Here is a 25,120-nt window from a genome sequence, read left to right on the forward strand (position 1 = left end):
TGGTGTCAATCGACAAGCGACGAGCTAACCGCATTCGCCTGAGGCGAACTCTTCTCCGACAGCTATATTACATAAGGCCTTGCTAGTCGGCCCATTCTCGCGGCAGCGCCGCTCTAAGCCAGCTTCACCAGCAGCTTCATGAAGGTGGCGATCTCCTTGGCCGAGAGCGGCGCCAGCGTCTCCTGGGTGATCTCGCGCGCCAGCGGGATCAGGCGCTCGATGGCATCACGGCCTGCCGCGGTCAGATTGACCAGCAGCCGTCTCTTGTCGACCTCGTGCCTGGAAAGCTCGACCAGGCCGCGCGCCTTCAGCCGGTCGATGACGCCCTTGACCGTCGCCGCATCCATGGCGATCAGCGTGCCGAGCTGGTTCTGCGAGGTCTCGCCGACGTCACGCAGCTTGGCCAACGCCGCGAATTGCGGCGGCGTCAGGTCGCCGATATGCGCGGCAAAGATCGCGACATGGCGCTGATGCGCCTTGCGCAGGATGAAGCCGACCTGCTCCTGCAGGAGGTAATCCTGGTCGTCCGGCGCCTCGACCTCGACCAGCTTGAGCAGATTGTCCTCGCCGCTCACCGCAAGCCATCCCAGGCTTTGATGTCATCGGCCGCGAGACCACCCATGCGATCGTGGATGCGCGGGCCGCAGGTCATGGCGAGGCAGAACAGGATCTCGTCGGGGCGCGGACCATCGGACATGCCGACTTCCATGGCGTCGAAATGGCTGCGCACATAGGCGGCGTTGATGTGGCCGAGCGGCACGTCGAGCTTCGAACCGAAAGCGCCGACCTTCTTGGCCGAGGGCACGATCGCCTTGGCGTCGCCGAGCCGCTCGCGCATGGCGTAGCCGCCGGGCACATGCCAGAGCGCGCCGTGCTCGAGTTCGCCTGCTGTGCCGACAATGGCGCCCTTGCCATAGCCGTCGATCTGTTTCACATCGCCGCCGAGGGCCGCGATCAGCCGGTCGGCGAGCAGCAGGCCGAGCGGCTTTAGATCATCCATGGCGCTCTGCAGCTCCTCGACATAGCGCCCGGCGAACGGATTCTTCACCACGGCAAGAGCGGCGGCGCGGCGGCGCGGCACCCTGGCCACCGGCCCGCCCTCGTGAAAAATCTCTTCGGTCAGCACCGCGATCTTGCGGATCGGAAACTCAGGCATGGGCAACCTCCTCCCTCGAACTTTTGTTGGGCGCGGCAAGCGCAACCGAGCCACTGATGCGGGCCTCACCGCCAAGAAACAACGCCGATCCGGCAATGAGGCCGCGCCGGCGAAAATCTTCGGCGACGGCAAGGCCATTGTCCAGCGCCTGCGCCACTTCGCCAGGTGCAAGCGTGCCGACGCCTTGGGTCACCAGCCGCGAGCCAAGATCGCTGTCGGGCGACAGTTCATGTGCGGAAATGCGTCTGATGGCGGGATTGCTGGGCAGGTCCACTGCGTTGGCAATGAGGGTCGCCGCCGCATCGGCCTCGGCGCCAGTCCGCGCGAGCACGGTGACGGCGTCGGCAATGCCAAGCGAGAAGGAGCGGCCGCGCCAGCCGCTGGTGGCAACGCCACGAACGCCATCTTCCGCGCGGATCGTGATCCGGTCGGCCATGCCGTTGCCGGTGCCGGCGACCGCCAATCCCATCGACTGTTCCCTGCCGATATGGATTGCGCAGTCGCCGCCATTGTTGACATAGGCGCGATCGAGCTTGCGACCCTCAAGCAATGCGGCGAGCATTTCGTCGGCTACCGATCCCGCGACGGCGGCCATCGGTGTTATGAAGCATTCCGCCAGGGGCATGACGGCTGCCTCCATGCGGCGCGCCGTCGGGCCGGCGAAGGTGCGCGGCGCCAGGAAAAACGCCGGCAGCCGCAATTCGGGGAGTTCCTCGACCAGTTCCATCAGGATCGTCTGGAACCGCGCTATGGCCTGTTCATAGGCTCGGCGGCATTCATCCGCCTCACCAAAAACCTCGACGATCAGGTCGATCGGCCCGTGGTTGAGATGCAGCCGCTTGCCGTCCTGCAGCCAATGGGCTTGCGGACCTTGCATCACCCGGCCCCGTTCGGGCCAGCACGACGTAGCTGCGCGAGTGGCGGCCATGGATTGTTGGCTTCGGCGCCTGTGCCGCGGCGCGGATTGAGGTACTCACCGCCTTTTGCGACAATGTCCTCGACGCTGCGTATCTCGGCCTCGTAGCCGCCGAGCCTGACATAGTCGTCGCGGCGCAGCGTGAACTCGATCGGGGCCACCAGCGCCGGCGTCGGCACATAGCCGAAGGCGCCTTCCGGCACTCGTGTGACATCGACCATCAGCGTGATGCCGCCGCCCGGCCAGACATAGACCGGCGCGCCGCCGACCGTCACATAGGTGGTCAGGCCTTGCACCGAACGGGTCAGATTGACCGGGTTTTCGGTGACGCCGGCACGCAGCGAACCGCCGGCGCCGCCGATGAACAGCACGGTGCACAAAGCCGGTTCGCAATTGTCCTCGATCAACTCGACGGACTTTTGCAGCCTTTCGGGAAAACGCTTCTGCACCGGCTTCAGCTCGTCGTCGAGCTCGTAATAGGCGAACTGCTCGCCAGTGGTCGAAACCATCAGCAGCGACAGGCCCGGCCGCGCGCCCTTCCTGGCGTTCCATTCGCCGAGGATCGACAGCGGGTCGGAAATGCTGGTGCCGCCCCAGCCGAGGCCGGGTTCGGAAACCTTGAAATAGCGGCCCGGCGTCGAACGGCGACCGATGATTTTTATGCCGGTATCCTGCCAGCCGAGCACCTTGCCGGCCTGGTGCTCGGAAACGACGCCGGTGATGTGGTCGTCGACCACCACCACCTCATCGACCAGGCCGCGCCATTGCGTGGCGAACATGCCGATGGTGGCCGAGCCGCAGCCGACGCGCATGCGGTGTTCCTGCTTGCCGTCGATGACAGGCGGTTTGCCGGCTTCGACTGTTATGGTGGCGCCGCCGTCGATGGCCAATTCCACCGGCTTGCGGTTGCACAGATTGAGCAGAGCGTCGCAGGTGGCGCGGCCCTCGGCCTTGGAGCCGCCGGTCAGGTGATGCACACCGCCCAGCGACAGCATCTGCGAGCCATATTCTCCCGTCGTGACATGGCCGATCGCTTCGCCTTGCGATCGCACGACAGCCGTTTCGGGTCCGATATGACGGTCGGTGTCGATCTTCACCTTGACGCCGCAATACGAAAAAATGCCTTCGGTGACCACGGTGACGAGATCGACGCCTTCGACTTCCTGGCTGACGATGAACGGCGCCGGCTTGTAGTCGGGATAGGTGGTGCCGGCGCCTATTGCCGTGACGAAGCGGCGGCCGGTGTTAACCAGTTCGCCGTCCCATGCCTCGCCTTCGGCAATGAACGGCACGATTGCCGCGCCGGTCTCGGCCGCATGATCGAGGATCGTCAGCGGGTCCATCCGCACGATCCTGCCGCCGACATTGCCGTAGCGGTCGCAGGCGCCGGTGCGCCCATCCGATATGTAGCACATCACTGGACAGGCATCGCAGCGGATCTTCTCCGCCACCTGCTTCTCGCCGGGATCATGGGTTTCGAAGCGCTCGGCAAGCTCGCTCATCGGCGTGCCTCCTTTTCGCGGATACCATCTTTTTCGCGGATGCCAGCGCGGATACGCGTCGGCGTCGCCGGTATCTTGGTGACCAGCACGCCGGTGGCGTGGCGGATGGCGTTGAGGATCGCCGGCGCCGTCGGGATCAGCACATGCTCGCCCAAACCCTTGGCACCGAAGGGTCCTTCCGGATCCGGAACTTCTATCAGGATGGTCTCGATCGGCGGCACGTCGCCAATGGTCGGGATCAGATAGTCGTGCAAATTCTCGGTGCGGCCGGGGATATACTCTTCCATCAGCGCCATGCCGATGCCTTGCGCGATACCGCCTTCGATCTGGCCCTCGGCCAGCAGCGGGTTGATCGCCTTGCCGACATCGTGCGCGGCGGTGATTTTCAGCAGCTTCACCGTGCCGAGCTTGAGGTCGACCTCCAGTTCGGCGATCTGCGCGCCATAGCCGTAAACGGCATAGGGCTTGCCCTGTCCTTTGGCATCGAGCGGCAGTGTCGGCGGATCGTAGGTCTCCTCAGCACGGAAGACGAAGCCTTCGGTATCCACATCCAATGTCGCGAGATCGATGCGGCGCGTGGCTTCGCCTTCGCGGATGACGATCGCGGGGCCGTCGAGTTGCAGGGCTGCGTTTTCGGAAACATTGGCAAATCGCAGGATCTTTTCGCGCAAGGCGCGGCCGGCCTTTTCGGCTGCCTTGCCGGTGACGAAAGTCTGGCGCGAGGCCGAGGTCTTGCCGGCGTCGGGAGTGATGGCTGTGTCGGCGCTCTTCAGTTGGAATTTCTCCAACGGCAGGCCGAGAGCGTCGGCGCAGATCTGGGTGATGACGGTGTTGGAACCCTGGCCGATATCGACGGCGCCCTGGTGCAGGATGATGTCGCCTGAAGCCGCGATGCCAACCCGGATGGTCGACGGGTTGGGCAGCGAAGTGTTGCCGCAGCCATACCAGCAGGACGCGACGCCAACGCCGCGCTTTCTATCCCTGTTGGCACTGTTGAATGCATCCGCATCAGCCGTCGCGCGCACCCAATGCGGCTGCAGCGATTCGAGGCATTCGGCAATGCCGACGCCGGACTCCAGAAGCTGCCCGGTAACCGTTTCGGAACCGTTCCGAAGGCAGTTCCTTAAGCGGAAGTCGAGCCGGTCCATGCCGAGTTTGCCGGCCAGCTCGTCATAGAGCGTCTCCTGCATGATCGTCGCCTGCGGCACGCCGAAGCCGCGGAAGGCACCGGAAATTGGCCCATGCGTGTGAATGGCGCGGCCTTCGGCGCGGTAGTTCGGCGTCGCGTAGGGTCCGGAGGCGTGCACCGGCACGCGGTTGGCCACGGTAGGGCCCCAGCTTGCATAGGCGCCGGTGTTGAAATCGCCCTCAAAGATCATGCCGGTGACGAGGCCATCGGCATCGGTGCCGATAGTCGCTTTCATCTCGGCCGGATGGCGCTTGGTGGTCGACATCATCGATTCGTTGCGGGTGTAGGCGAGTGCCGCCGGCCGCCCCGTCTTCAGCGCCACAAGGCCGATCAGCGGCTGCAGCGAAACGTCGAGTTTGGAGCCGAAACCGCCGCCGGTCGCGGTCGGCACGATGCGCACCTTGTCGACGGCTAGGCCGAGCACCTTCGCCGTCTCGTCGCGGTCCATATAAGGCGCCTGGGTGCAGGCGACGACCACCAGCGTGTCGCCGTCCAGATAGGCATAGCCGGCTTCCGGTTCGATATAGGCGTGCTCGACATAGGAGGTGTCGATGGCGCCGGACACGGTGAACGCAGCGCCGGCAAGCGCCGTCTCGGGGTCGCCGCGTTCGACCAGGCCGGAGGTGAGCAGGTTCGCCGGCCGACTTTCATGGATCAGCGCAGCACCCTCAGCCTGCGCCTCAGTGGGTTGCAGAAAATGCGGCAGTTCGCTCCAGCGGATAGGAAAATCCGACAAATCGAGATCGAGGATCGCCTCGCGCTCGCCGGCGACCAGCGCCACCGCCTCGCCGCGAAGACGAGTAAAACCTACGGCCAGCGCCGGCTGGTCGGCGAATGGGCCGATAGCGCCGAAACAGTTTTTTCCCGGAATGTCGGCGGCGGTGAAGACCCCGGCGATGCCAGGATGCTGTTTCGCCCAGCCGTCGAGGTCGCCGAAGGCGAAACTGGCGTGATAATGCGGCGAGCGGACCACCAGCACGGCCAGCGCATCGGCGGGGAAGGAATCGCCGCCGAATTTCTCAGCCCCGGTGACCTTCGGCACGCCGTCGAGTCGGATCGGCGAGGAGCCGATCGCGTGGCCGGATGGAGGCAAGCGGAAATCCAGGCTTACTGCCTGCACGGAGGCATCCATCACTGCGGCAATGATCTTCCGGTAGCCGGTGCAGCGGCACAGAATTCCGCCGAGCGCGTCCTGTACCTCGACTTCGGTCGGGCTCGCCTTCTTCTCCAGCAACGCCGTCGCCGCAACCAACAGGGCGGGCGTGCAGATCCCGCACTGCGCGGCGCCGTAGGCGAGGAAAGAGGCCTGCAACGCCGACAGCCGGCCGTTGGAAAGCCCTTCGACTGTCGTCACCGATGCGCCGGCAGCGGAAGCCGCCGGCATCAGGCAGGCGCAGACGGGATCGCCGTCGACCAGCACCGTACAGGCGCCGCAATCGCCGGCATCGCAGCCGACCTTGGTGCCGGTCAGCCCCAGTTCGTCGCGCAGCACCAGAGACAGCCGGCGCAGCGGCGGCACATTGACCGAGACGGCGGCGCCGTTGACCTCGAAGACGATATCGGCGCGCGCAGCGCCGAAGCCTGGCTGGGCACTGCTCGGATCGGGCAAGGCTTCACGCGCGTCAGGCTGAATTTGGCTCATGCCGCCACCTCTTCGCCAGTCGTCCGGCCCACAGCCGCGAGCACGGCGCGGGCAACAATCTCGCGCACCGCATCGAGCCGGTATTCGGCGCTGCCGCGCACATCGGCGATCGGCGACAGTTCGCTCATCGGCGCGGACAGGACCGCAAAGGCAAGTCCGCCATCCGCCGGCAGCCCGCACAACGCGGCTTCGACGCCGGCCAGCCGCCTGGCCACCACCGAGCAGGAGCCGGCGGCGACCGCCGCTTGCCGGACAAGGCCGTTTTCGACGACCAGACGTGCCGCCACCATGGCAATGGAAATGACGAGATAACGGCGCGCGCCGAGCTTGACGAAAGCCGACATGCCCGTAGCAGCGGGTCTCGGCACGCGGATGGCCGTGACCATCTCACCGGGCAGCAGAGCCGTTCGGCGGTTGCCGAGAATGAAGTCCTGCAGCGGCAGGTGCCGCGTGGCTGCCACCGAGCGCAGCTCGACCTCGGCATCGAGGACGAGCAGGGCAGGCACACCGTCGGCGGCCGGCGACGCGTTGCAGACATTGCCGGCGACCGAGGCGACGTTCTGGATCTGCACCGAGCCGACCTCGCGCGCCGCCTGTTTCAAGGCATCGAAGGCCGGCGGCAAGGGGTGGCGGACGATGTCGGTCCAGGTCGTGCGCGCGCCGATGACGAAATGGTCGCTCGTCTCGGCAATGCCGCGCAGCGAACCCAGGCCGTTAATGTCGAGAACATTGTCGCGGAAGGGTTTGCTGCCCTGTGCCGGATAGAAATCGGTGCCGCCGGCAAGGATGCGCCAGGCGCCCTCGCCAAGCAAAGCGAGCGCTTCGTCGACCGAGGTGGGTTTCGCGTAACGGATCACGCTTTGCCTTCTAGAAAAGGAACTTTCCGAATCCGGTATTTCCGGCGTTCAAGCCGAGAAATTCATTCGTATGCAAATGATATCAAGCCCGCAGGATTTGTCAAAGCCGGAGTTTGCAGCGACCCGGCCGGCACGCATTTGTTATGTCGCGAGAGGTTGACGCCGCCGGCCATCTGGTCAAGTTTCTGCGTCCGGTCGCGTCAGCGGCATTTTCCACTGGAGCCTGCATACGGAAGAGGAAAGCCCATGGCCGACGAAGCGCTTGTCGTCATCGACCTGCAGAACGATTTTTGTCCGGGCGGCGCGCTGGCGATTGCTGGCGGCGATGAGATCGTGCCGCTGGTCAACGACCTGATCCGGCGAACCGACCATGTCGTGCTGACGCAGGACTGGCATCCCGCCGGTCACTCCAGCTTTGCTTCGAGCCATCCGGGCGCGCATCCCTTCACCATGATCGAGATGCCGTACGGCCAGCAGACGCTGTGGCCGGACCACTGCATCCAGGGCAGCTTGGGCTCCGATTTCCATTCCGGCCTCGCCTGGACCAAGGCCGAACTCGTCATCCGCAAGGGATTCCGGCCTGATATCGACAGCTACTCGGCCTTCTTCGAAAACGATCGCACGACACAGACCGGCCTTGCCGGCTACCTCCGGGAGCGCGGCATCGACACGCTGACCCTGGTCGGGCTGGCGACCGATTTCTGCGTTGCCTTCTCGGCGCTGGACGCCGTTAGCCAGGGCTTTAAAACCATAGTGCGGCTCGATGCCTGCCGCGGCATCGATCTCAACGGCTCGCTCCATGCCATGCTGCAGCGCATGCGCGACGCCGGCGTGACGCTCGAAGACCCTTTGTCGGATTGAACGGATCGTGGGGCAACAGGTAGAGATCCGATGTTTAAAGGCAGGATTGTCGCCTTCGGTGAAGGTCCCCCTCACCCGGATTGCCAGCCGAATTGCGAAGGGCAATTCGGGGCGATCCGACCTCTCCCCTAGGGGAGAGGAGGCTGCCGGCGCCGAAGCTCGTCTCTTCTCCCCAACGGGGAGCAGATGGCCGCGTAGCGGCCGGATGAGGGGGCCTTTTTCATATCCGATTCCCCTGTTGGCTGCATGCGCTGCGATAATTGCCGCTACGCTGTTTCCGGCACAAGCTTTCGCGGCGGAGGAACACGGCCTGCCCGGCGCTTCGATGTCGCTGTGGTGGACGCTGCCCTTTGCCGGGCTGCTGTTGTCGATCGCCACCGGTCCGCTGCTGTTTCCTCATGTCTGGGAGCATCACTACGGCAAGATCGCGGCCCTTTGGGGCGCTCTGGTGGTCCTGCCGCTGGCGGTTGCCTTCGGTGTCCCCACAGCGACCGAAGCGGTGCTGCATGCGTTGCTCACCGAATACATGTCGTTCATCATCCTGCTGTTTGCGCTGTTCACCATTTCGGGCGGCATTCTCATTGCCGGCAACATTCACGGCACGCCGCTGGTGAATGCCGGCCTGCTGCTGGTCGGCGCGCTGCTGGCCTCGGTGATCGGCACGACCGGTGCCTCGATGATCCTGATCCGGCCGATCATCCGCGCCAATGATAACAGGCCGTTCAACGCCCATGTTGTCATCTTCTTCATCTTCCTCGTCTCCAACATCGGCGGCTCGCTGACACCTTTGGGTGACCCGCCTTTGTTCGTCGGTTTCCTCAGAGGCGTCGATTTCTTCTGGACGACCGCCAACCTCTGGCGCGAAACGCTGTTCGTCGGCGGCGTCGTGCTGGCCGTCTTCCTGGGCATCGACATCATCCTGCACCGGCGCGAGGCTGGCGCGCCGAAGATCAAGGATCCGACACCGGATACCAAGGTGCGTCTGCGCGGCCTGGCCAACCTTCCGCTGCTGGCGGGCGTGATCGGCGCCATCCTGCTGTCGGCGGCCTGGAAGCCGGGCGTCAGCTTCTCCGTGTTCGGGGTCAGCCTGGAACTGCAGAATCTGGTGCGCGACGCTCTCATCCTGGCGCTTGCCCTCGTTTCACTTGCCATTTCGCGCAAGGAATACCGCGAAGCCAACGGCTTCAACTGGGGTCCGATATCAGAGGTGGCCAAATTGTTTGCCGGCATCTTCATCTGCATCGTGCCTGTCGTCGCTATCCTGAGGGCCGGCCATGAGGGCGCGCTGGCGCCGTTGGTCGCCCTCGTCACTTCGCCCTCGGGAGGGCCCAATGACCTCGCCTATTTCTGGCTGACAGGGGCGCTGTCATCCTTCCTCGACAATGCGCCGACCTATCTGGTGTTCTTCGAGCTTGCCGGCGGCGACCCCCGGCACCTGATGACGGAATTCGCCTCGACTTTGGCGGCGATCTCCGCAGGCGCGGTGTTCATGGGTGCCAACACCTATATCGGCAATGCGCCGAACTTCATGGTCTACGCCATCGCCAGGCATCGCGGCGTCAAGATGCCGGGCTTTTTCGGCTATATGGCATGGTCGGGCCTGGTGCTGATCCCGACATTTTTGGTAACGGGTTTTCTGTTCTTCGGCTGATCAGCCCACGCCGACATAACGGCGCACCGCCGACGGGTCGGCACGCAATTCCTCGACATCGACCGTCTCGCGATTGCGGCCGTTCTCGATGAAGGCAACGCGGTCGGCGACCGAAAGCACCGCATCGACGCGCTGTTCGACCAGGATCGTCGAGACCCCCATGTCGCGCAGCTTCGACACCGTCTCGCGGATCTTGGCGATCATCGACGGCATCAGGCCCTCCGTCGGCTCGTCGAGCAGCAGCACTTGCGGTTCGAGGCAGAGTGCGCGTGCCATCGCCAGCATCTGCTGTTCGCCGCCGGACAGTGTGCCTGAACGTTGCCGCAGCCGCTGGCGCAGCAGCGGAAAGAGGTCGAGCACATTTTCACGCGTCGCCTTGCCCTTGCCGCGCGCCATCAGGCCGATCTCGATGTTTTCCGCCACCGTCATCTCGGCGAACAGCCGCCTTCCCTGCGGCACATAGGCGACGCCGGCCTTGGGCACTTCATGTGCCGGTAGCCGAGTCAATTCCTGACCGTCGAGCCTGATCGAGCCGGCGCTCGAGGGAACCAGCCCCATGATGGCTTTGAGCGTCGTCGTCTTGCCGGCGCCGTTGCGGCCGAACAGGCACAGCACCTCGCCCTTGTTCAGCACCAGGTCGAGGCCATAGAGCACCTGGACCTCGCCATAGAAGCAGTCGAGCCCCGAGATGGTGAGTGCTTGAGACGTCGCCTCGGCCTTGTTTGTCTCGGTCATGGGGCGGTCCCCAGATAGGCTTCCTGCACCGCCACGTTCCCGCGGATTGCTTCGGGCGTGCCTTCGGCGAGGATCTTGCCGGCGTTGAAGACGGTGATGCGGTCGGCCAGTTGCATGACCACGGGCATGTTGTGCTCGATCAGAAGCACGGTGGCATTTTTGGCGATCTCGCGCACCAACGTGATGAAATTGTCGATCTCAGAGTCGGCCAGGCCTTGCGTCGGTTCGTCGAGGATCAGCAGGCGCGGCTTCAGCGCCAGGCCCATCGCCACTTCCAGCAGGCGCTGATGGCCGTAGGACAATTGGCCGGCCGGCATGTGGGCACGATCGGCCAGGCCGGTGCGTTCGAGCGCGGTCATGACAGCGGCCTGTATCGCGCTCTTGGAATGGCCATGCCGCAGCGTCAGCTGCACGGGCAACGCGACGTTGGCGTAAACGGACAGGTTGGCATAGACGCTGGTGAGCTGGAAGGTGTAGGCGATACCCCTGCGGACCCTGACATAGGCAGGCAGATTGGTGATGTCGGCGCCGTCGAAGACGATCATGCCGGCAGACGGCTGGATGCGGCCGCTGACCAGGCTGACGAAGGTGGTTTTCCCCGCCCCGTTGGGGCCGATCACGGCGCGGATTTCGCCGGGCATCAGCGCGAAATCGACATTGTCGACGGCGCGCAGGCCGCCGAAGTTGCGCGACAGGCCCTTGGTGGTCAAAAGCGGCATCATGGCAGCCACCCGAGCCAGCGCTGGCGGATGCTGCCCAGAATGCCCTTTGGGAAAAACAGCACCAAAAGGATGAGCGCGATGCCGACTATCAGCAGATAGGCGGAGGTGTAGCCGCTGGTGATATCGATGACATAATACATGAACAGCGTGCCGATCAGCGGCCCGAGCGTTGTGGCAGCACCCCCCAGCAGCACCCACAGCAGCGGCAGGATCGAATACTGCACCGAAGCGAAACTCGATCCGACATAGCCGAACAGCAGCGCGTAGGCGGCGCCCGAGGCAGCGCAGATGGTGCCGGAGATGACGACGGCGGTGAGCTTGTTGGAGAAAGTGTCGTATCCCAGCATCTTCGTCCGCTCCTCGTTCTCGCGGATGGCGACCAGCACGCGGCCATAGCGGGAGCGGACCATGGCCAACTTGACGAGAAGCACGATCGAAAACAGCCCGAGCGCTGTCAAGTAGCGCACCGTTGGATTGGTGAGTTCGAGCGATGTCGTGCCGAAGCTAAGCACCCGCGCCGGCTGCGGGACGACCATGCCCTGGTCGCCGCCAGTCCACGTCGCGAAATAAAGAATGAGGAGATAAAAAACCTGGGCGAACATCATGGTGACGATCATGAAGGCGACGCCCGAGGCGCGGAGCGCCAGCAGGCCGATCACCAGCGCCAGCACAGCGCCGCAGGCAATTCCGCTGAGGAAAGCCGCTGGTACGCCCCAGCCAAGCTGGATGACAGCAAGGCCGGCGCCATAGAGACCGGCGGCAAAGAACATGGCGTGGCCGAGGCTGAGCAGGCCGACATAGCCGAACAGCATGTTGTAGCCCATGGCAAAGACCGCCAGCACCATGATGCGGGCAAGCAGTCCGTGATAGTACTCCGGCAGCAGGAAGCTCAGCACGAAGAGCAGCGCGATGACGCCGAGATGCAGGGCATAGGCTTTTGCCGGCGAAGCTTCGCTCATCGCGATGCCGTCCCGAACAGGCCTTGCGGGCGGAACACCAGCACCATGGCGACCAGCAGCGTTGCGATGATCTTGGCCAAAGTCGGCGAGAAGAACATCGAGATGATGCCGTCGGAGAGGCCGATCAGCACGGCGGCGACGACCGTGCCGCGCAGCGAGCCGAGGCCGCCGATGATGACGACGATAAAGGAGAGCAGCAGCGGATCCTGTCCCATCAGATAATGCGCCTGGCTGATCGGCACGATCAGCACCGCGGCAATGGCCGCCAGCATGGCCCCAAGCGCGAAGACGCCGCCATAGACACGGCCGACAGGGATGCCGAAGGCTTGCGCCGTTTCGCTGTCATACTGCGTGGCGCGCATGACGAGGCCGATCCTGGTGCGCGTCAGCACCAGCCATGTCGCGGTGAGCAGCAGCGCGGAAGCGGCGATAACAGACAGTTTGTAGCCGGAGTAACCGAACCAAGGCAAAAGGATGCGGTAGCTGAACGGCGGCTCCACCGGCCGCGCCTCCGGGCCGTAAAAAGTCAGCGCCAATTGCTGGATGATGTAGAGCATGCCGATGGTGGCGACGATGGTGGCTTCCGGATTGTAATTGAGCCGGCGCAGCACCAGCCGTTCGGCGACCAACGCAATGGCGCCGACGATCAGCGGCGCAATCACCAGCGCCGCCAGGAAGCCGAGCACAGGGTGACCGCCGATGGCCGTGGTGATCGCCCAGGCGAGCACCGCGCCCAGCATGAAGAACTCGCCATGCGCGACATTGACCACCCGCATGACGCCGAACACCAGGGACAGCCCGAGCGCGGTCAGCGCCAGCACCGCGGATGTGACGAGGCCTTCGAGGGCGGCGAGGAGAAGGTGGGGACCGAAGTGCATCGGCTACGCACCGGCGGATGCGCGAGGCACCCCCCTCTGTCCTGCCGGACATCTCCCCCGCAAGGGGGGAGATTGGATGTCCTCACTGGTTTCGCCAACCATCAACGCTCGCAGATGGGCGCCGCCGCACGAACTGCCGATCTCCCCCCATGCGGGGGAGATGTCCGGCAGGACAGAGGGGGGTGCCTTGGCGCTCACGCTGCTGAAGCTAAGCCTCACAGCGCCTGCGTCGTATAATCCCCCTCGGCCTCGTAAAGCCCGTCCTCGATCTTGGTCTTGTGCACGACCTTGAGCTTGCCGCCCTCGACCTTGGAGATGTTCTGGATGCCAAAGCACTGGTGGATCTTGCCGTTGAAGGTTTTCGGCCCCTGCGGATGCTCGGCACCTTCGGCGAATTCGGTCAGGGCTTCGGTCGCCTCGACCAGCTTGGCGCGGTCTTCCGGTCCCTTGTAGCCGGCATCTTCCATCGCCTTCTTGACGACGTAGAGCGTCTCCCAGCAGCCGAACATGTGCGCGGCAGTGGAGACGTCCTTGGGGTCTCCGACGGCGGCGCCATTGTCGTCGATGCCGACAGCAGCGCGATAGGCCTTCTGCGCTTCGGAATCATCGGCCTGGGCATAGCGCGGCGAGCCTTCCCAGAAATGGCTGCCGTCGAGGAATTCGAGGCCGGGGCTGTTGATGTCGGTGGCCTCGAGCGAATCGATGAAGCCGAACAGTTGCGGCCGGTTGGAGCCGTAGAACTCGCCGAGCTCCTTGACGAAGGTGAGCACGGCCGGGCCGACCATGACGTGGTAGATCACCTCGGTCTCGGCCGGGATCTGCGGGAAGTATTTGGTGAAGGACGATTCCGTCGGCGGAATGGCTATCTGCGCGATGACCTCGGCGCCTTGCGCCTTCAGTGCCGGCGGCAGGTAGTCGCGATGGTCGTAGCCGAAGGCGAAATCGGGGAAGATCTGCGTCACCTTCTTGCCGGCATTGGCCGCGATCCACGGCGCCATCGACTGGATCTGGCTCTTCACGTCGGTGATGCCGGGCTGGAAGACATAGCGGTTCAGCTTTGTCGAGGCGACGTGATGGCCTTCGCTGACGACGAAATAGGGCATCTTGTTTTCGCCGGCGGCGGGCGCCGAGCCGATGACGACATGCGAGAACAGCGTGCCGAAGACGATGTCGGTCTTGTGCTGGGTGGCGAACTTGCCGACCACCTCGGCGCCACGGCCGGGATCGGTGCCGTCGTCCTCGATGATCACCTCGACCTGGCGGCCGTTGATGCCGCCGGCGGCATTGATCGCCTTGACCGCGGCAGCCGTGGTCTTCTCGTACCAGCGGCCGTAGGCAGCGCCGATGCCGGTGCGGTGCGACTGGAAGCCGATCTTGATCGGCGCCGAGCTCTGCGCCTGGGAATAGCGGACGAAGCCGGGGGCCAGGCCGAGGCCGGCGCCCGCGGCCAGACCCTTCAGCGCCGTGCGGCGGGTGAGCGTGGATCTGGAGAGATCGAAAAACCCATTCTTGTCAGTCACGGCAGTTCCCCTGTTCTTGAGTTTTGACTGGCTGTAACGAGGCAAAAAATCGCATGTATACAAACTAAATCACCAAAGCCCCGACGTGGCAAGCGGGCTTTCCCCGAAGGTATGTTGGTCGCCTTTTCTCACCCTGTGGTCGGCGTGGCAAGCAACCAGAGGCCGAAGACGGTGTAGGCGATCATCAGCAAGGTGAGCGGGAGCTGGCTGAGTGCCGCGCGGGAGGGCTGTGGGTGCAGGCGCCAGGCGAAGCCGTGAGCGACGAGGACGGCGAGCACATGGCCCAGGATGATGGCGCCGGCCTGGATATTCCACAGCCACCACGCAGAGTCCGCCCCCGCAACGATGCCGGTCTCGATCTGCATGTCGGCGGTGTCGAACAGGTTCCAGCCCATCGCGAACGGATCGGAAAGTGCCGCGAGCGCATATTGGCCGTCGACGAGCAGCGCCGTCAGATAATGCGCAACGTGATAGGCGAGCGCGATCGGCACGATCGACCACACCAGCAGGCCTGCGGCCTGGCCGAGAGTGTGATCGCTGCCGGCAAGACGCTGGCCGAGCCGGACGGCAAGCAGGAACACCGCGGCCAGTAGCGCGAATGTCAGGATCAGCCCGAAAGTGCCGCTGCCGATCAGCGCGGTGCGGCCGGGAAATTCGAGTGGGTTGATACCGAACAGGCCGAGCCAGAAGAAGGCCTTCGACAGGCCGTCGAAGGATACCGACGACAGGGCTAGTAGCAGGAAAGCTATGCCGCTGGCCGGCAAGGGCTCCGCGGCCAGCAGCTTGGCGCCGGGCCAGCAAAGTGCAAGCCGGCCGTCTTGGTTGCGTTCGACCACGGCGAAGCGCGCCACTATCGAGAAGAAAACCGTCAGGAATTCACCGCTGCGGCTCCAGCCGCGATAGCCGAACGCCAGCATGGCAAGGAAAGAGAACAGCCAGTAGAGGCCGGCGGCCAAGGCCAGTCGCGCCGGATCATCCGGAGCCGGATCGACAAGTTCCAACCAGGCAAAGGCGAAGAACAGTACTACAGCCGGCCAGCAGCCAATCCATCGCGGGAGACGCCATCTCCCTTCATTGTTTCCGCCCGACAGGCGCGAGGTAAGGCGCCACGGCCCATACCAGGGGTTCAGCCATGACCAGAGATCGCCGAAGACACCTTGCAGCAACGTGACGCCGGCCCATAGCAGCGTCCAGATCACCAAAGGCAGAGGGTTGGAAAGCGGGTCGCGGCTGCCGAAAAGGCCGGCGGCGATGAGAATTGCAAAGCCGGCGAAGGATAGCAGGCTGATGGCGGCGCGGGTGGCGTCTCTGAGGGCAAACAAAGGCAGGCGCCGGCGCCAGAAACGGTCGAGCAAATCCGCAGGCAGCAGCGCCAGCACGAGGAAGCTGATGGCCACGGCGAAGGCGCCGCCGACCAGATAGTAGCCGGTCGGCAGGAGCAGGACATGGCCACGATCGGAGGCGTGCGCGAAGGCGGGGGTGGGGAGGGATACGAATAAGCAGATGAAGCTTGTGATCAAGAGGCGATAACCTTCGCCGCCGCGATCCTTCACACCCCCCTCTGGCCTACCGGCCATTTCCCCCGCAAGGGGGGAGATCGGATGTCGCCCAGGCTTTCGCCAATCTTCAACTTCGGAGAAAAAGGCGGACTGGTCGAAGCGGCCAATCTCCCCCCTTGCGGGGGAGATGTCCGGCAGGACAGAGGGGGGTGTGCGGGAAATCAAGCTATCCGAGATTCCATCTTTGCAGGCGATGCCAGGAGCCCCATCACCCCTCACACCTTGACCAATTGCTCCACGCGGTCCTTCTCGCCAAAGATCCTGAGATACCGCTCGATCTCTTTCACATCGCCGGTCGCCTTGGCCGGATTGTCGGAAAGCTTGACCGCTGGCCTGCCATTGGCCTCGGTGACCTTGCAAACCAGCGATATGGCGTCGAGGCTGTTGGTTTCCGTCGGCGCGCAGCCTTCGAAATCATTGGTCAGATTGGTGCCCCAGCCGAAGGACATACGCACCTTGCCCTTGAAGTGGCGATAGGTCTCCTCGATCGTCTCGACCTCGAGCCCGTCGGAGAAGATCAACAGCTTCTGCTTGGGATCCTTGCCCTTGTCGCGCCACCAGGACAGGATTTTCTCGCCGCCTTCGATCGGCGGCGCGCTGTCGGGGCGAAAGCCTGTCCAGTCGGCCACCCAGTCCGGCGCGTCGCGCAGGAAGGAGGCAGTGCCGAAGGCGTCGGGCAGCACGATCAGCAGATTGCCGCCATAGTAACGCTGCCAGTCCTGCAGCACCTTGTAGGGCGACTGCCTCAGCTCTTTTTCCGAGTCGGCAAGCGCGGCGAACACCATCGGCAGCTCATGTGCGTTGGTGCCGAGCGCTTCGAGGTCGTTGTCCATGGCCAGAAGCACGTTGGAGGTGCCGGTGAACGCTTCGCCGATGCCTTCCTTCAGCGCCTCGACGCACCAGCGCTGCCACAGGAAGGAATGGCGCCGGCGCGTGCCGAAGTCCGAGATGCGGATGCCGGGCAGCGCCTTCAGCCGCTCGGTCTTGGCCCACATCTTGGACTTGGCGCGGGCATAGAGCACGTCGAGCGCGAAAGGCCCGAACGCCCGCATCGCCGCGCGCGATCGAAGTTCATTGATGATGGCGAGCGCCGGGATTTCCCACAGCGTGGTGTACATCCACGGCCCGCTGAAGGTCAGCTCATACTGCCCGTCGCGCTTCGACAGCTCATATTCGGGCAGCCGGAAGCCTTCCAGCCAGGCGAGGAATTCCGGCTCGAAGATCTGCTTGCGGCCGTAGAAATTGTTACCGCCGAGCCAGATCATCTCCTTCTTGGAGAAGCGCAAGGTGCGGGCATGGTCGAGCTGTTCGCGCAGTTCGCCCTCGTCGATCTCGTCGGCAAGGCGCACCGAGGTCGAGCGGTTGATCAGCGAGAAGGTGGTGTCGACCTTGGGGTACATGCCCCAGATCATCTGCAGCATCAGAAGCTTGTAGAAATCCGTGTCGAGCAGGCTGCGCACGATAGGATCGAGCTTCCAGGTGTGATTGTAGACGCGCCGCGCAATATCGGTCTTAGCCATGTTTCAACACCGCCTTCGCTGCCTGCCATCCACAATCGCGACAGGCCTCATAGCATCGAATCGGCCGGAACGCTGCCCGCTTTCAGGCTGGCCCGACAAAAAGAGCTGCCTGCATGCGGCGGCGCGCAGCCTGGCATCAGCCTGCGGATTTGGCGCCCATCACCCTGAGCGCCGGACGCTTGCGGCGGCTGACGATGCGGCCGGCCACCGGGGCGTCGGCGCGCCCGTCATCCCCGGCCTTCTCGGCGAACAGCCAGTCGATGAACACCTGCACGATCGGCGTCGTCCGCATCTCGTTGCGGCAGACGACATAGAAATCGTCGACCGCCGGCACCGACAGGCTGAACGGCGCGACCAGCATGCCCCTGGCCAGCAGCGCGCTTGCCGTCACCGAGTCGCCCAGCGCCACGCCATGGCCATGCACCGCCGCCTCGGTCGCCATACGCGCATCGCCGAGGTGATGGCGACGACCCCGCTCCAGGTCCAGCGCATCGGCCGCCGCCAGCCAGGTGTGCCATTCGCGGCCGTCGTCGCCATGCAGGAAGACATGGTCGGCGAGATCCCTGACGCTGCGGATCGGCCGGTTGTTGATCAGTGTCGGGCTGACCACGGGAAACAGTTCGAGGCCCGACCATTTGCGCATCCAGCAATCGGTCCAGCTGCCGTCGCCATAATGCACGCAGACATCGATGGTGGGCGCCCGCAAATCCTTGGGATCGTTGGAAGGAATAAGCGTCAGCCTTATGTCGGGATATTGCGCCATGAAACTGCCGAGCCGCGGTGTCATCCACAACAACAGAAGCGCCGGCACGCAGGAGACCGAAAGTGTGCCGCTGCTTGCCGGCCTTGTCATGCGCTGGGTGGCGGCCGCGATGCCGTCGAAGGCGGTCGACACTGCCGGCAGAAGCTCCGCGCCATGCGGTGTCAGTTTGACCCGCTGACCGACCCGCTCGAACAGCTTGACACTGAGCGACTGCTCAAGCGCCTTGATCTGGTGGCTGACGGCGCCATGCGTGACATTCAGCTCATTGGCCGCCTTGGTCAGCGAGCCATGCCGGGCCGTTGCCTCGAAGGCGCGCAGCGGATTAAGCGGTGGCAGGCGTTTGGTCATGGGTCAACTTTATTGTGAGATTTTCTCACAGAAAGCACCCTAACAATATCAATTGATTTTTCAATGCCGCTGCCAGACACTGGCCTGGAACAGCATCAAGACGTGAAATCTGCAGGCAGCCAGCGGGACAGCGGCCCGGCCGGATGACGGTCGGTTCGCAGGCGTCACCCGCGTCGGCACTGTATCAGCCCAGGAGGAGCGGACATGGGATACGATCGCGGCAAGCTCGACGCGTTGCGTCGCAAATATGGTGAAAGCCATGGCGGCGAGATGTTCGACCCGAAATTCCGCAAGGTCGCCGACAAGATCTTTTCCAAGAGCGGCACGCGGCTGGCGCCCTATTCCGGCATCCCGACCTTCCTCGCCGCGCCCTACCGCGAAATATCGGCCGACAATCCGGATTTCGGCGATTTGCAGGTGGCCATGATCGGCGTGCCGATGGATCTCGGCGTCACCAACCGGCCAGGCTCCCGCTTCGGGCCAAGGGCGCTGCGCGCCATCGAGCGCATCGGTCCCTACAATCACGTGCTGGAATGCGCGCCGACGCATGAACTTCGGGTGGCCGATATCGGCGACACGCCGTTCCGCAGCCGCTACCGGCTGGAGATCAGCCATGAGGATATCGAGCGCCGCACCAACCAGATCGTCGATGCCGGCGTCATCCCGCTTTCGATCGGCGGCGACCATTCGATCAGCCATCCGATCCTGAAGGCCGTCGGCAAGAAAGCTCCGGTCGGGTTGATCCATATCGACGCCCACTGCGACACCAGTGGCCTGTTCGACATGACCAAGTTCCACCATGGCGGCCCGTTCCGCAACGCGGTGCTTGACGGCGTGCTCGACCCGACGCGCACGATCCAGATCGGCATCCGCGGCTCGGCCGAATATCTGTGGGAGTTCACCTACGAGTCCGGCATGACCGTGGTGCATGCCGAGGAGGTGACCGGTCTCGGCATTCCGGCCATCATCGAGAAGGCGCGCAGAATAGTCGGCGACGGGCCGACCTATGTCTCCTTCGACATCGACAGCGTCGATCCGGCCTTCGCGCCCGGCACCGGCACGCCGGAAGTCGGCGGCCTGACGACGCGCGAAGTGCTCGAACTGCTGCGCGGCCTGAAGGGGCTCAACATCGTCGGCGGCGACGTTGTCGAAGTGGCGCCGCAATACGACGCCACCACCAACACGGCGCATGCCGCCGCACAGGTGCTGTTCGAGATATTGAGCCTTATGGTGTTCAGCCCGGCAATCACGGGCAAGGGAGCCTGACGTTCAGAAAGCAAAGGCGGCCGCCGCGCTGGAGCCGGCGGTCGACTCCCAACAAACAAAGCTTCCAGACAGGGGAATGACAATGACAATCCGAAAGACATTTGCCTCCATCGCCGCCGTGCTGATGCTCGGCACGGCCGGCTTCGGCCTCGCCACACAAGCCGCAAGCGCCGATGCGCTGGCGGACATCACCAAGGCCGGCACCATCAATGTAGGCGTCTTCGCCGACTTTCCGCCCTTCTCCTCGGCCAGCGCCGATATGAGCCTCAAGGGCTATGACATGGATGTCGCGCAATACATTGCCGATACGCTCAAGGTGAAGCTCAACCCCATCGCCGTCACCGGCCAGAACCGCATCCCGTATCTGAACGACAAGCGCGTAGACATCCTGATGAGCGTCGGCTACTCGAAGGAACGCGAACAGGTCATCGATTTCGCCGCTGCCTATGCGCCCTACTACATCGCCGTGATCGGTCCGGCGGCACTTGCGGTCAAGGGCAAGGAAGACCTCGCCGACAAGTCGATCGCCGTCAATCGTGGCACGCTCGAGGACACCTCGCTCACCGAGGCAGCACCGGCGTCGGCCGACATCAAGCGCTTCGACAACTACAATTCCGTGATCCAGGCCTTCATCTCCGGCCAGACGCAGTTGATGGTCGTCGGCAACGATGTCGGCGCGCAGGTGCTGGCCAAGCAGGACGCGCTGAAGCCCGAGCAGAAGTTCCAGCTTCTGACCTCGCCTTCGCATATCGGCCTCAACAAGAATGAGGACGGCCTGAAGAAGGCCGTCAACGATGCCATCGCCAAGATGCTGGCCGACGGCAAGCTGGACGAAAGCTCGAAAACCTGGCTGAAGACGCCGCTCAATCCCGAAAACCTCAAGGATTGAGTTTCCGTGGCCTTTGCCTGGCTTCCAGGTGCTGTCGGCGACATCGCGCACGGTGCGCTCACGACGATTCTGTTGATCGCCGTGACCACGCTGGTGGGAACGGCCCTCAGCATCCTGGGTGCCGCGGGGCGACGAAACGGCCCGGTTCTGCTCAAGCGGGCAATCGCCTGTTATGTCGAGGTGATGCGCAACACGCCGTTCCTGGTGCAGCTGTTCTTCATCTTCTTCGGCCTGCCCAGCCTGGGCATCCGGCTCGATCCGATCCTGGCCGCCATGCTGGCGATGACGCTCAACATGGCGGCCTACACGATCGAGATCGTCGGCGCCGGGCTTGACGCCGTGCCCGGCGGACAGACGGAAGCAGCGCTCGCACTTGGGCTGCGGCCACGCCAGGTGTTCGTCAAGATCGTGCTGCCGCAGGCACTCAAGATCATCTATCCCGCGCTCACCAGCCAGATCGTCATCATGATGCTGGAGTCGGCCGTGGTGTCGCAGATCGCCGTGCGTGAACTGACCTACGAGGCCGATATGCTGCAGGCGCGCACCTTCCGCTCTTTCGAGACCTATTTCGTCGTGACGCTGGTCTATCTCGCTCTGTCGATGGCCTTGCGCCGGCTGCTGGTGTCAGGCGGACGCCGTGCGCTCGGAGCCGGCGTGTCATGATCGAGTTCACCTTCTGGGACATCGTACGCAACCTGCTGCTCGCCGCCCGCTGGACGGTGCTGCTATCGCTGGCCGCCTTCATCGGCGGCGGCATCGTCGGCCTGGTCGTGCTGTTCTTCAGGATCGCCAAGAACAAGTGGAGCAGGCGTGTTGCTTCCGGCTACATCGCCCTGTTCCAGGGAACGCCGCTCTTGATGCAGCTGTTCCTGATGTTCTTCGGCCTGCCGATGCTCGGCCTGCGCATCGAACCGTGGACGGCGGCGGCGCTCGGCCTCACCTTCTTCGCCAGCGCCTATCTCGCCGAGATCTGGCGCTCGGGCGTCGCGGCGCTACCCCTCGGCCAATGGGACGCCGGCGCCAGCCTTGGCCTGCACTATCTGCAGGAGCTGAGGCTGATCATCCTGCCGCAGGCCTTTTCGATCACCCGCGCACCCACCGTCGGCTTCCTGGTTCAGCTGATCAAATCGACCGCGCTGACCTCGATCATCGGCTTCGAGGAACTGGTGCGGACCTCCAATGCCATCAACAATGCGACCTTCGAACCGTTCAAGGTCTACGGGCTGGTGGCTCTGATCTTCTTCGTCATGTGCTTTCCGCTGACGCAATACGCCCGCAGGCTCGAGAAACAGGCGGCTGCCCGCTGACGCGCCAAGGCAGATGTCCTTGCGGTTAGCGCTCGATTTCAGGCCGGCAGCCCAAGCTGCTTGCGCAGGCTCTTGTCGAATGCGGACGCGGGGACGAAACGGCGCAGGAAACTGACCTGGCGCGCCATTTTTCCCGCCGCATAGCGCTTCTTCGGCGCGGGATCTGTCGCCGCGGCCAAAACGGTGTTGGCGACCACTTCGGGCGCATCGCCTTTCTCCATCGATTTCCGCACGGATACAGTCATCCCGGCGCGCGCGGAGTCGTAGATTTCGAGCGACCGGTCGGGGGCGGCAAGATTGTCCTCGAATGCCGTTCGGGTATAGGCGGGCTCCACCAGCGAAACGCGGATGCCGAACGGGCGCAATTCGTGATCGAGCGACTCGGAATACCCCTCGATGGCATGTTTGGTCGCTGAGTAAAGCGCGAAATAGGGAGCGGGGATGAACCCCTGCACCGAACTCAAATTCACGATTCTGCCCTTCCCTTGGCTTCGCATTGCCGGCAGCACCGCGTTGGTCACGCGCAAGACGCCGAAGACGTTCACGTCGAACAGCGCCTTGGCCTGGGCGGTCGAGGACTCCTCCGCGCCGCCAAACAGGCCCATACCGGCATTGTTGACAAGCAGGTCGATGCGTCCGGCCTTGGCCAGAACGTCATCGACCATTGTCGCAACGGACGCGTCGTCGGTCACGTCGCAGGTCAGCATGGTCACGCCGGCGGATTGCTGGGAGGCCGTGCGACGGCTGGTTCCGAAGACGCGAAAGCCGGCGCCCAGCAAGGCGTCGGCGGTAGCGCGCCCGATGCCGGAAGATGCCCCTGTCACCAGGGCGACGCCAGGATTGGTCTTGTTCATGGAAATCATATCCTTCTTTGCGTTGGATTGGATTGGGAAAAGCATGAGGGGCCGGGGCAAAGGGCGTTGGTCATGACTGCGTCTGGCGCTCGCGTCTGGCCACAGGTTAGTTCCAGCGTCTGAACAGGGCGCTGGCATTCACGCCGCCAAAGCCGAAGCCATTGGAGATCGCGTACTCCATCTCCATCGGCCGGGGCGCGTTTGCGACGAAGTCGATTCCGTCGCCGGCCGGATCGGCCTCGCCCAGGTTGAGGGTTGGCGGAGCGACCTGATCCCTGAGCGCCAGGATTGCGAAGATCGCACCAAGCCCGCCGGCCGCTCCGAGCAAATGTCCGGTCGCCGATTTCGTCGCACTGACAGCTATCGCGAAATCGCGCCCGAACACGCTCTTGATCGCTTCGATCTCACCCAGGTCGCCGACTGACGTGGAGGTCGCATGCGCATTGAGATGACGAACCTCGCGTGGCGAAATCCCTGCCTGGGCAATCGCGATCTGCATGGCCCGGCGCGCGCCGTCGCCGTCCTCCGGCCCGGAGGTGACGTGGTGGGCATCCGCGGTCGTGCCGTAGCCGACGAACTCAGCCAGCGGCTTTGCGCCGCGCGCCAACGCGTGGTCCAACGCCTCGATGACCAGCACGCCGGCCCCTTCGCCCATGACGAAGCCGTCCCGCGATGTGTCGAAAGGGCGCGAGGCTTGAGCCGGCGCCCAATTAAAGCCGGTTGAAAGAGAGCGAGCCGCGGCGAACCCGCCGAGACTGACGGTGTTGATGCACGCTTCCGTTCCGCCGCACACGGCGATGTCGGCTTCGTTGGCGCGGATCAGGCGGGCGGCGTCGCCGATCGCCTGGATGCCCGCCGCGCATGCCGTCACCGGTGCGCCGAGTGGACCTTTGAAACCATGACGGATCGAGATGTGGCCCGCCGCGAGGTTCACCAGGAAGGACGGCACCGTAAAGGGAGACAGGCGGCGGGCGCCACGCAGGTCCACCGTGCGCACCGCCTCGGTGATGGCGGGGAACCCGCCGACTCCTGAAGCGATGATCGTGGCCGTGCGCAGGCGCTCCGTTTCCAGGGCAGGCTTCCATTGCGCCTGCGCAAGCGCCTCTTCCGCCGCCGCCAACGCAAACAGAATGAACCGGTCCACCTTGCGCTGATCCTTCGCGGACAGGACGGCATCGGCATCGAAACCAGCCTCCGGATCTTCGCCCAGGGAGGGAACCACGCCGCCAATCTTAACCGGCAGCTCTCCCACCACATCGTCCGGAAGCCTGCGAACGCCGGACCGGCCGGCAAGCAGGCGTGACCAGGACGCTTCGACATTGGCGGCCAGGGGCGTGACCGCTCCCATGCCCGTGACGACAATCCGTTGCATCTGCTCTCCTGTCCTTGGTGTGCCGGCGGCGCTGCTCGCGCCGTTCAAGTGGCGACTGCTTCGCGAACCTGATCGGCCGCCGCATCCAGAAAAGCCCGCGCAAGGTCGGGATCGTTGACGACCCGCGAGAGCACGACCGCGCCGACCATCGTCGAGAGAACGGCCATTGCCTTTTTTCCGCTCTTTTCGCTGTCGCCCTCGCCAACCCAACCGCCGAGCATCTCAAGGTACGCCTTGATGCCGTCTTCGAATGACGCCTTCACCTCGGCACCCTGCCTGGCTGCATCCGAACCGAGCGCAACGACCGGGCAGCCGTCCATCTTTTCCCTGCGATGGTCCATGCTGAGGTAGAATGAGATCACCCCGTCGAGCGGGTTCCCAGGATGTGCTGCGGTCGCGGCCGACCATTTGTGGGTGGCGCTTTCCATCGCCCGCCTGGACGCCAGCGCCGCCAGATCGTCCTTCGACTCGAATTGCTTGTAAAAGGCACCCTGGGTCAGCCCGGCACCCTTCATCAGATCCTTGAGGCCGATGCCGTCAAAGCCGCGCTCCCGAAAAAGCCGGCTTGCCACATTGATCACGGTCTCGCGGTTTTCCGCGGCCTGAGTGCGACTCACACGCATCGTCATCTCCTTTTTTAGATTGCATTCGTAA

23 protein-coding genes are annotated in these 25,120 nt (G+C 64.0%); 6 read left to right on the plus strand and 17 right to left on the minus strand.

Annotated features, from left to right (window positions below):
• Positions 1–113: 113 nt before the first annotated feature.
• From EOA19_RS16365 to EOA19_RS16390, 6 genes are read right to left on the minus strand one after another with little or no spacing between them, the layout of a single operon-like run.
• On the minus strand, positions 114–575 hold the full coding sequence (locus EOA19_RS16365; protein ID WP_023810741.1) for a MarR family transcriptional regulator: 462 nt from the start codon (positions 573–575) through the stop codon (positions 114–116).
• Positions 572–1,156, minus strand: a complete 585-nt coding sequence (locus EOA19_RS16370) for an amino acid synthesis family protein (RefSeq protein ID WP_128304197.1) — start codon at positions 1,154–1,156, stop codon at positions 572–574. Before EOA19_RS16370 ends, EOA19_RS16365 begins: the two co-directional genes overlap by 4 nt.
• Positions 1,149–2,033, minus strand: a complete 885-nt coding sequence (locus EOA19_RS16375) for a UPF0280 family protein (RefSeq protein ID WP_128304198.1) — start codon at positions 2,031–2,033, stop codon at positions 1,149–1,151. The genes EOA19_RS16370 and EOA19_RS16375 overlap by 8 nt, the downstream gene beginning before the upstream one ends.
• Positions 2,033–3,574, minus strand: a complete 1,542-nt coding sequence (locus EOA19_RS16380; protein WP_128304199.1) for a 6-hydroxynicotinate reductase — start codon at positions 3,572–3,574, stop codon at positions 2,033–2,035. Before EOA19_RS16380 ends, EOA19_RS16375 begins: the two co-directional genes overlap by 1 nt.
• On the minus strand, positions 3,571–6,405 hold the full coding sequence (locus tag EOA19_RS16385; RefSeq protein WP_128304200.1) for a molybdopterin-dependent oxidoreductase: 2,835 nt from the start codon (positions 6,403–6,405) through the stop codon (positions 3,571–3,573). The genes EOA19_RS16380 and EOA19_RS16385 overlap by 4 nt, the downstream gene beginning before the upstream one ends.
• The gene (locus EOA19_RS16390; protein WP_128304201.1) at positions 6,402–7,262 is read right to left on the minus strand and encodes a xanthine dehydrogenase family protein subunit M; all 861 of its coding nucleotides are present in this window, start codon (positions 7,260–7,262) and stop codon (positions 6,402–6,404) included. Before EOA19_RS16390 ends, EOA19_RS16385 begins: the two co-directional genes overlap by 4 nt.
• Before the next feature lie 246 nt (positions 7,263–7,508).
• On the opposite strand from EOA19_RS16390, the gene pncA reads away from it, so the two are divergent.
• Entirely contained in the window at positions 7,509–8,123 is a 615-nt protein-coding gene (gene pncA, locus EOA19_RS16395) for a bifunctional nicotinamidase/pyrazinamidase (protein ID WP_023810735.1), read from the plus strand.
• 238 nt (positions 8,124–8,361) lie between these two features.
• Positions 8,362–9,774, plus strand: a complete 1,413-nt coding sequence (locus EOA19_RS16400) for a sodium:proton antiporter (protein ID WP_245486189.1) — start codon at positions 8,362–8,364, stop codon at positions 9,772–9,774.
• Here EOA19_RS16400 and EOA19_RS16405 read toward each other — a convergent pair whose 3' ends face one another.
• The 8 genes from EOA19_RS16405 to gcvA all read right to left on the minus strand — a co-directional run bounded on the left by EOA19_RS16405 (position 9,775) and on the right by gcvA (position 18,778).
• The gene (locus EOA19_RS16405; RefSeq protein ID WP_128304203.1) at positions 9,775–10,509 is read right to left on the minus strand and encodes an ABC transporter ATP-binding protein; all 735 of its coding nucleotides are present in this window, start codon (positions 10,507–10,509) and stop codon (positions 9,775–9,777) included.
• Positions 10,506–11,231 carry an ABC transporter ATP-binding protein gene (locus EOA19_RS16410; RefSeq protein ID WP_128304204.1) on the minus strand — a complete coding sequence of 242 codons (726 nt, stop codon included), beginning with the start codon at positions 11,229–11,231 and terminating at the stop codon, positions 10,506–10,508. Before EOA19_RS16410 ends, EOA19_RS16405 begins: the two co-directional genes overlap by 4 nt.
• On the minus strand, positions 11,228–12,190 hold the full coding sequence (locus EOA19_RS16415; protein WP_128304205.1) for a branched-chain amino acid ABC transporter permease: 963 nt from the start codon (positions 12,188–12,190) through the stop codon (positions 11,228–11,230). The genes EOA19_RS16410 and EOA19_RS16415 overlap by 4 nt, the downstream gene beginning before the upstream one ends.
• The gene (locus tag EOA19_RS16420) at positions 12,187–13,068 is read right to left on the minus strand and encodes a branched-chain amino acid ABC transporter permease (protein WP_128304206.1); all 882 of its coding nucleotides are present in this window, start codon (positions 13,066–13,068) and stop codon (positions 12,187–12,189) included. Before EOA19_RS16420 ends, EOA19_RS16415 begins: the two co-directional genes overlap by 4 nt.
• Before the next feature lie 215 nt (positions 13,069–13,283).
• Complete coding sequence (locus EOA19_RS16430; RefSeq protein WP_128304207.1) at positions 13,284–14,588, minus strand: ABC transporter substrate-binding protein; 1,305 nt, start codon at positions 14,586–14,588, stop codon at positions 13,284–13,286.
• A 128-nt stretch (positions 14,589–14,716) separates the two neighbouring features.
• Positions 14,717–16,165 (minus strand): hypothetical protein, encoded by a 1,449-nt coding sequence (locus EOA19_RS16435; RefSeq protein ID WP_128304208.1) that lies wholly within the window; start codon positions 16,163–16,165, stop codon positions 14,717–14,719.
• Between the two features lie 197 nt (positions 16,166–16,362).
• Entirely contained in the window at positions 16,363–17,667 is a 1,305-nt protein-coding gene (gene pncB, locus EOA19_RS16445; protein WP_128304209.1) for a nicotinate phosphoribosyltransferase, read from the minus strand.
• 136 nt (positions 17,668–17,803) lie between these two features.
• Positions 17,804–18,778 carry a transcriptional regulator GcvA gene (gene gcvA, locus EOA19_RS16450; RefSeq protein ID WP_128304210.1) on the minus strand — a complete coding sequence of 325 codons (975 nt, stop codon included), beginning with the start codon at positions 18,776–18,778 and terminating at the stop codon, positions 17,804–17,806.
• 204 nt (positions 18,779–18,982) lie between these two features.
• Here gcvA and speB point away from each other — a divergent pair, with 204 nt between their 5' ends.
• From speB to EOA19_RS16470, 4 genes are all read left to right on the plus strand, one after another.
• Positions 18,983–20,044: an agmatinase gene (gene speB, locus EOA19_RS16455; protein WP_127260884.1), complete on the plus strand. Its 1,062-nt coding sequence runs from the start codon at positions 18,983–18,985 to the stop codon at positions 20,042–20,044.
• Positions 20,045–20,126: 82 nt separating this feature from the next.
• On the plus strand, positions 20,127–20,933 hold the full coding sequence (locus tag EOA19_RS16460; protein ID WP_128304211.1) for a transporter substrate-binding domain-containing protein: 807 nt from the start codon (positions 20,127–20,129) through the stop codon (positions 20,931–20,933).
• Positions 20,934–20,939: 6 nt separating this feature from the next.
• Positions 20,940–21,596, plus strand: a complete 657-nt coding sequence (locus EOA19_RS16465) for an amino acid ABC transporter permease (RefSeq protein ID WP_128304212.1) — start codon at positions 20,940–20,942, stop codon at positions 21,594–21,596.
• Positions 21,593–22,240, plus strand: a complete 648-nt coding sequence (locus EOA19_RS16470; protein WP_128304213.1) for an amino acid ABC transporter permease — start codon at positions 21,593–21,595, stop codon at positions 22,238–22,240. Before EOA19_RS16465 ends, EOA19_RS16470 begins: the two co-directional genes overlap by 4 nt.
• A gap of 38 nt (positions 22,241–22,278) precedes the next feature.
• On the opposite strand, the gene EOA19_RS16475 is transcribed toward EOA19_RS16470, so the two are convergent.
• The 3 genes from EOA19_RS16475 to EOA19_RS16485 all read right to left on the minus strand — a co-directional run bounded on the left by EOA19_RS16475 (position 22,279) and on the right by EOA19_RS16485 (position 25,089).
• Positions 22,279–23,094, minus strand: coding sequence for an oxidoreductase (locus EOA19_RS16475; RefSeq protein WP_128304236.1), 816 nt, complete (start codon positions 23,092–23,094; stop codon positions 22,279–22,281).
• Between the two features lie 106 nt (positions 23,095–23,200).
• Complete coding sequence (gene fabF, locus EOA19_RS16480) at positions 23,201–24,466, minus strand: beta-ketoacyl-ACP synthase II (RefSeq protein ID WP_128304214.1); 1,266 nt, start codon at positions 24,464–24,466, stop codon at positions 23,201–23,203.
• A gap of 44 nt (positions 24,467–24,510) precedes the next feature.
• A complete protein-coding gene (locus EOA19_RS16485) occupies positions 24,511–25,089 on the minus strand; it encodes a TetR/AcrR family transcriptional regulator (RefSeq protein WP_127297537.1) in 579 nt (192 codons plus the stop codon).
• Between the last annotated feature and the right edge of the window lie 31 nt (positions 25,090–25,120).

The sequence above is a fragment of the Mesorhizobium sp. M7A.F.Ca.US.010.02.1.1 genome (assembly GCF_004023085.1).
In the GTDB taxonomy this organism is placed as follows: domain Bacteria; phylum Pseudomonadota; class Alphaproteobacteria; order Rhizobiales; family Rhizobiaceae; genus Mesorhizobium.

Excerpts from the sequence above, each read along its gene's own strand:
- EOA19_RS16380 (WP_128304199.1), bottom strand. The coding sequence starts at position 3,574 with ATGAGCGAGCTTGCCGAGCGCTTCGAAACCCATGATCCCGGCGAGAAG.
- speB (WP_127260884.1), top strand. The coding sequence starts at position 18,983 with ATGGGATACGATCGCGGCAAGCTCGACGCGTTGCGTCGCAAATATGGT.
- EOA19_RS16435 (WP_128304208.1), bottom strand. The coding sequence starts at position 16,165 with ATGGCCGGTAGGCCAGAGGGGGGTGTGAAGGATCGCGGCGGCGAAGGT.
- EOA19_RS16415 (WP_128304205.1), bottom strand. The coding sequence starts at position 12,190 with ATGAGCGAAGCTTCGCCGGCAAAAGCCTATGCCCTGCATCTCGGCGTC.
- EOA19_RS16410 (WP_128304204.1), bottom strand. The coding sequence starts at position 11,231 with ATGATGCCGCTTTTGACCACCAAGGGCCTGTCGCGCAACTTCGGCGGC.
- EOA19_RS16475 (WP_128304236.1), bottom strand. The coding sequence starts at position 23,094 with ATGAACAAGACCAATCCTGGCGTCGCCCTGGTGACAGGGGCATCTTCC.
- EOA19_RS16375 (WP_128304198.1), bottom strand. The coding sequence starts at position 2,033 with ATGCAAGGTCCGCAAGCCCATTGGCTGCAGGACGGCAAGCGGCTGCAT.
- EOA19_RS16385 (WP_128304200.1), bottom strand. The coding sequence starts at position 6,405 with ATGAGCCAAATTCAGCCTGACGCGCGTGAAGCCTTGCCCGATCCGAGC.
- EOA19_RS16420 (WP_128304206.1), bottom strand. The coding sequence starts at position 13,068 with ATGCACTTCGGTCCCCACCTTCTCCTCGCCGCCCTCGAAGGCCTCGTC.
- EOA19_RS16370 (WP_128304197.1), bottom strand. The coding sequence starts at position 1,156 with ATGCCTGAGTTTCCGATCCGCAAGATCGCGGTGCTGACCGAAGAGATT.
- EOA19_RS16405 (WP_128304203.1), bottom strand. The coding sequence starts at position 10,509 with ATGACCGAGACAAACAAGGCCGAGGCGACGTCTCAAGCACTCACCATC.
- pncA (WP_023810735.1), top strand. The coding sequence starts at position 7,509 with ATGGCCGACGAAGCGCTTGTCGTCATCGACCTGCAGAACGATTTTTGT.
- EOA19_RS16470 (WP_128304213.1), top strand. The coding sequence starts at position 21,593 with ATGATCGAGTTCACCTTCTGGGACATCGTACGCAACCTGCTGCTCGCC.
- EOA19_RS16460 (WP_128304211.1), top strand. The coding sequence starts at position 20,127 with ATGACAATCCGAAAGACATTTGCCTCCATCGCCGCCGTGCTGATGCTC.
- pncB (WP_128304209.1), bottom strand. The coding sequence starts at position 17,667 with ATGGCTAAGACCGATATTGCGCGGCGCGTCTACAATCACACCTGGAAG.
- gcvA (WP_128304210.1), bottom strand. The coding sequence starts at position 18,778 with ATGACCAAACGCCTGCCACCGCTTAATCCGCTGCGCGCCTTCGAGGCA.
- fabF (WP_128304214.1), bottom strand. The coding sequence starts at position 24,466 with ATGCAACGGATTGTCGTCACGGGCATGGGAGCGGTCACGCCCCTGGCC.
- EOA19_RS16485 (WP_127297537.1), bottom strand. The coding sequence starts at position 25,089 with ATGCGTGTGAGTCGCACTCAGGCCGCGGAAAACCGCGAGACCGTGATC.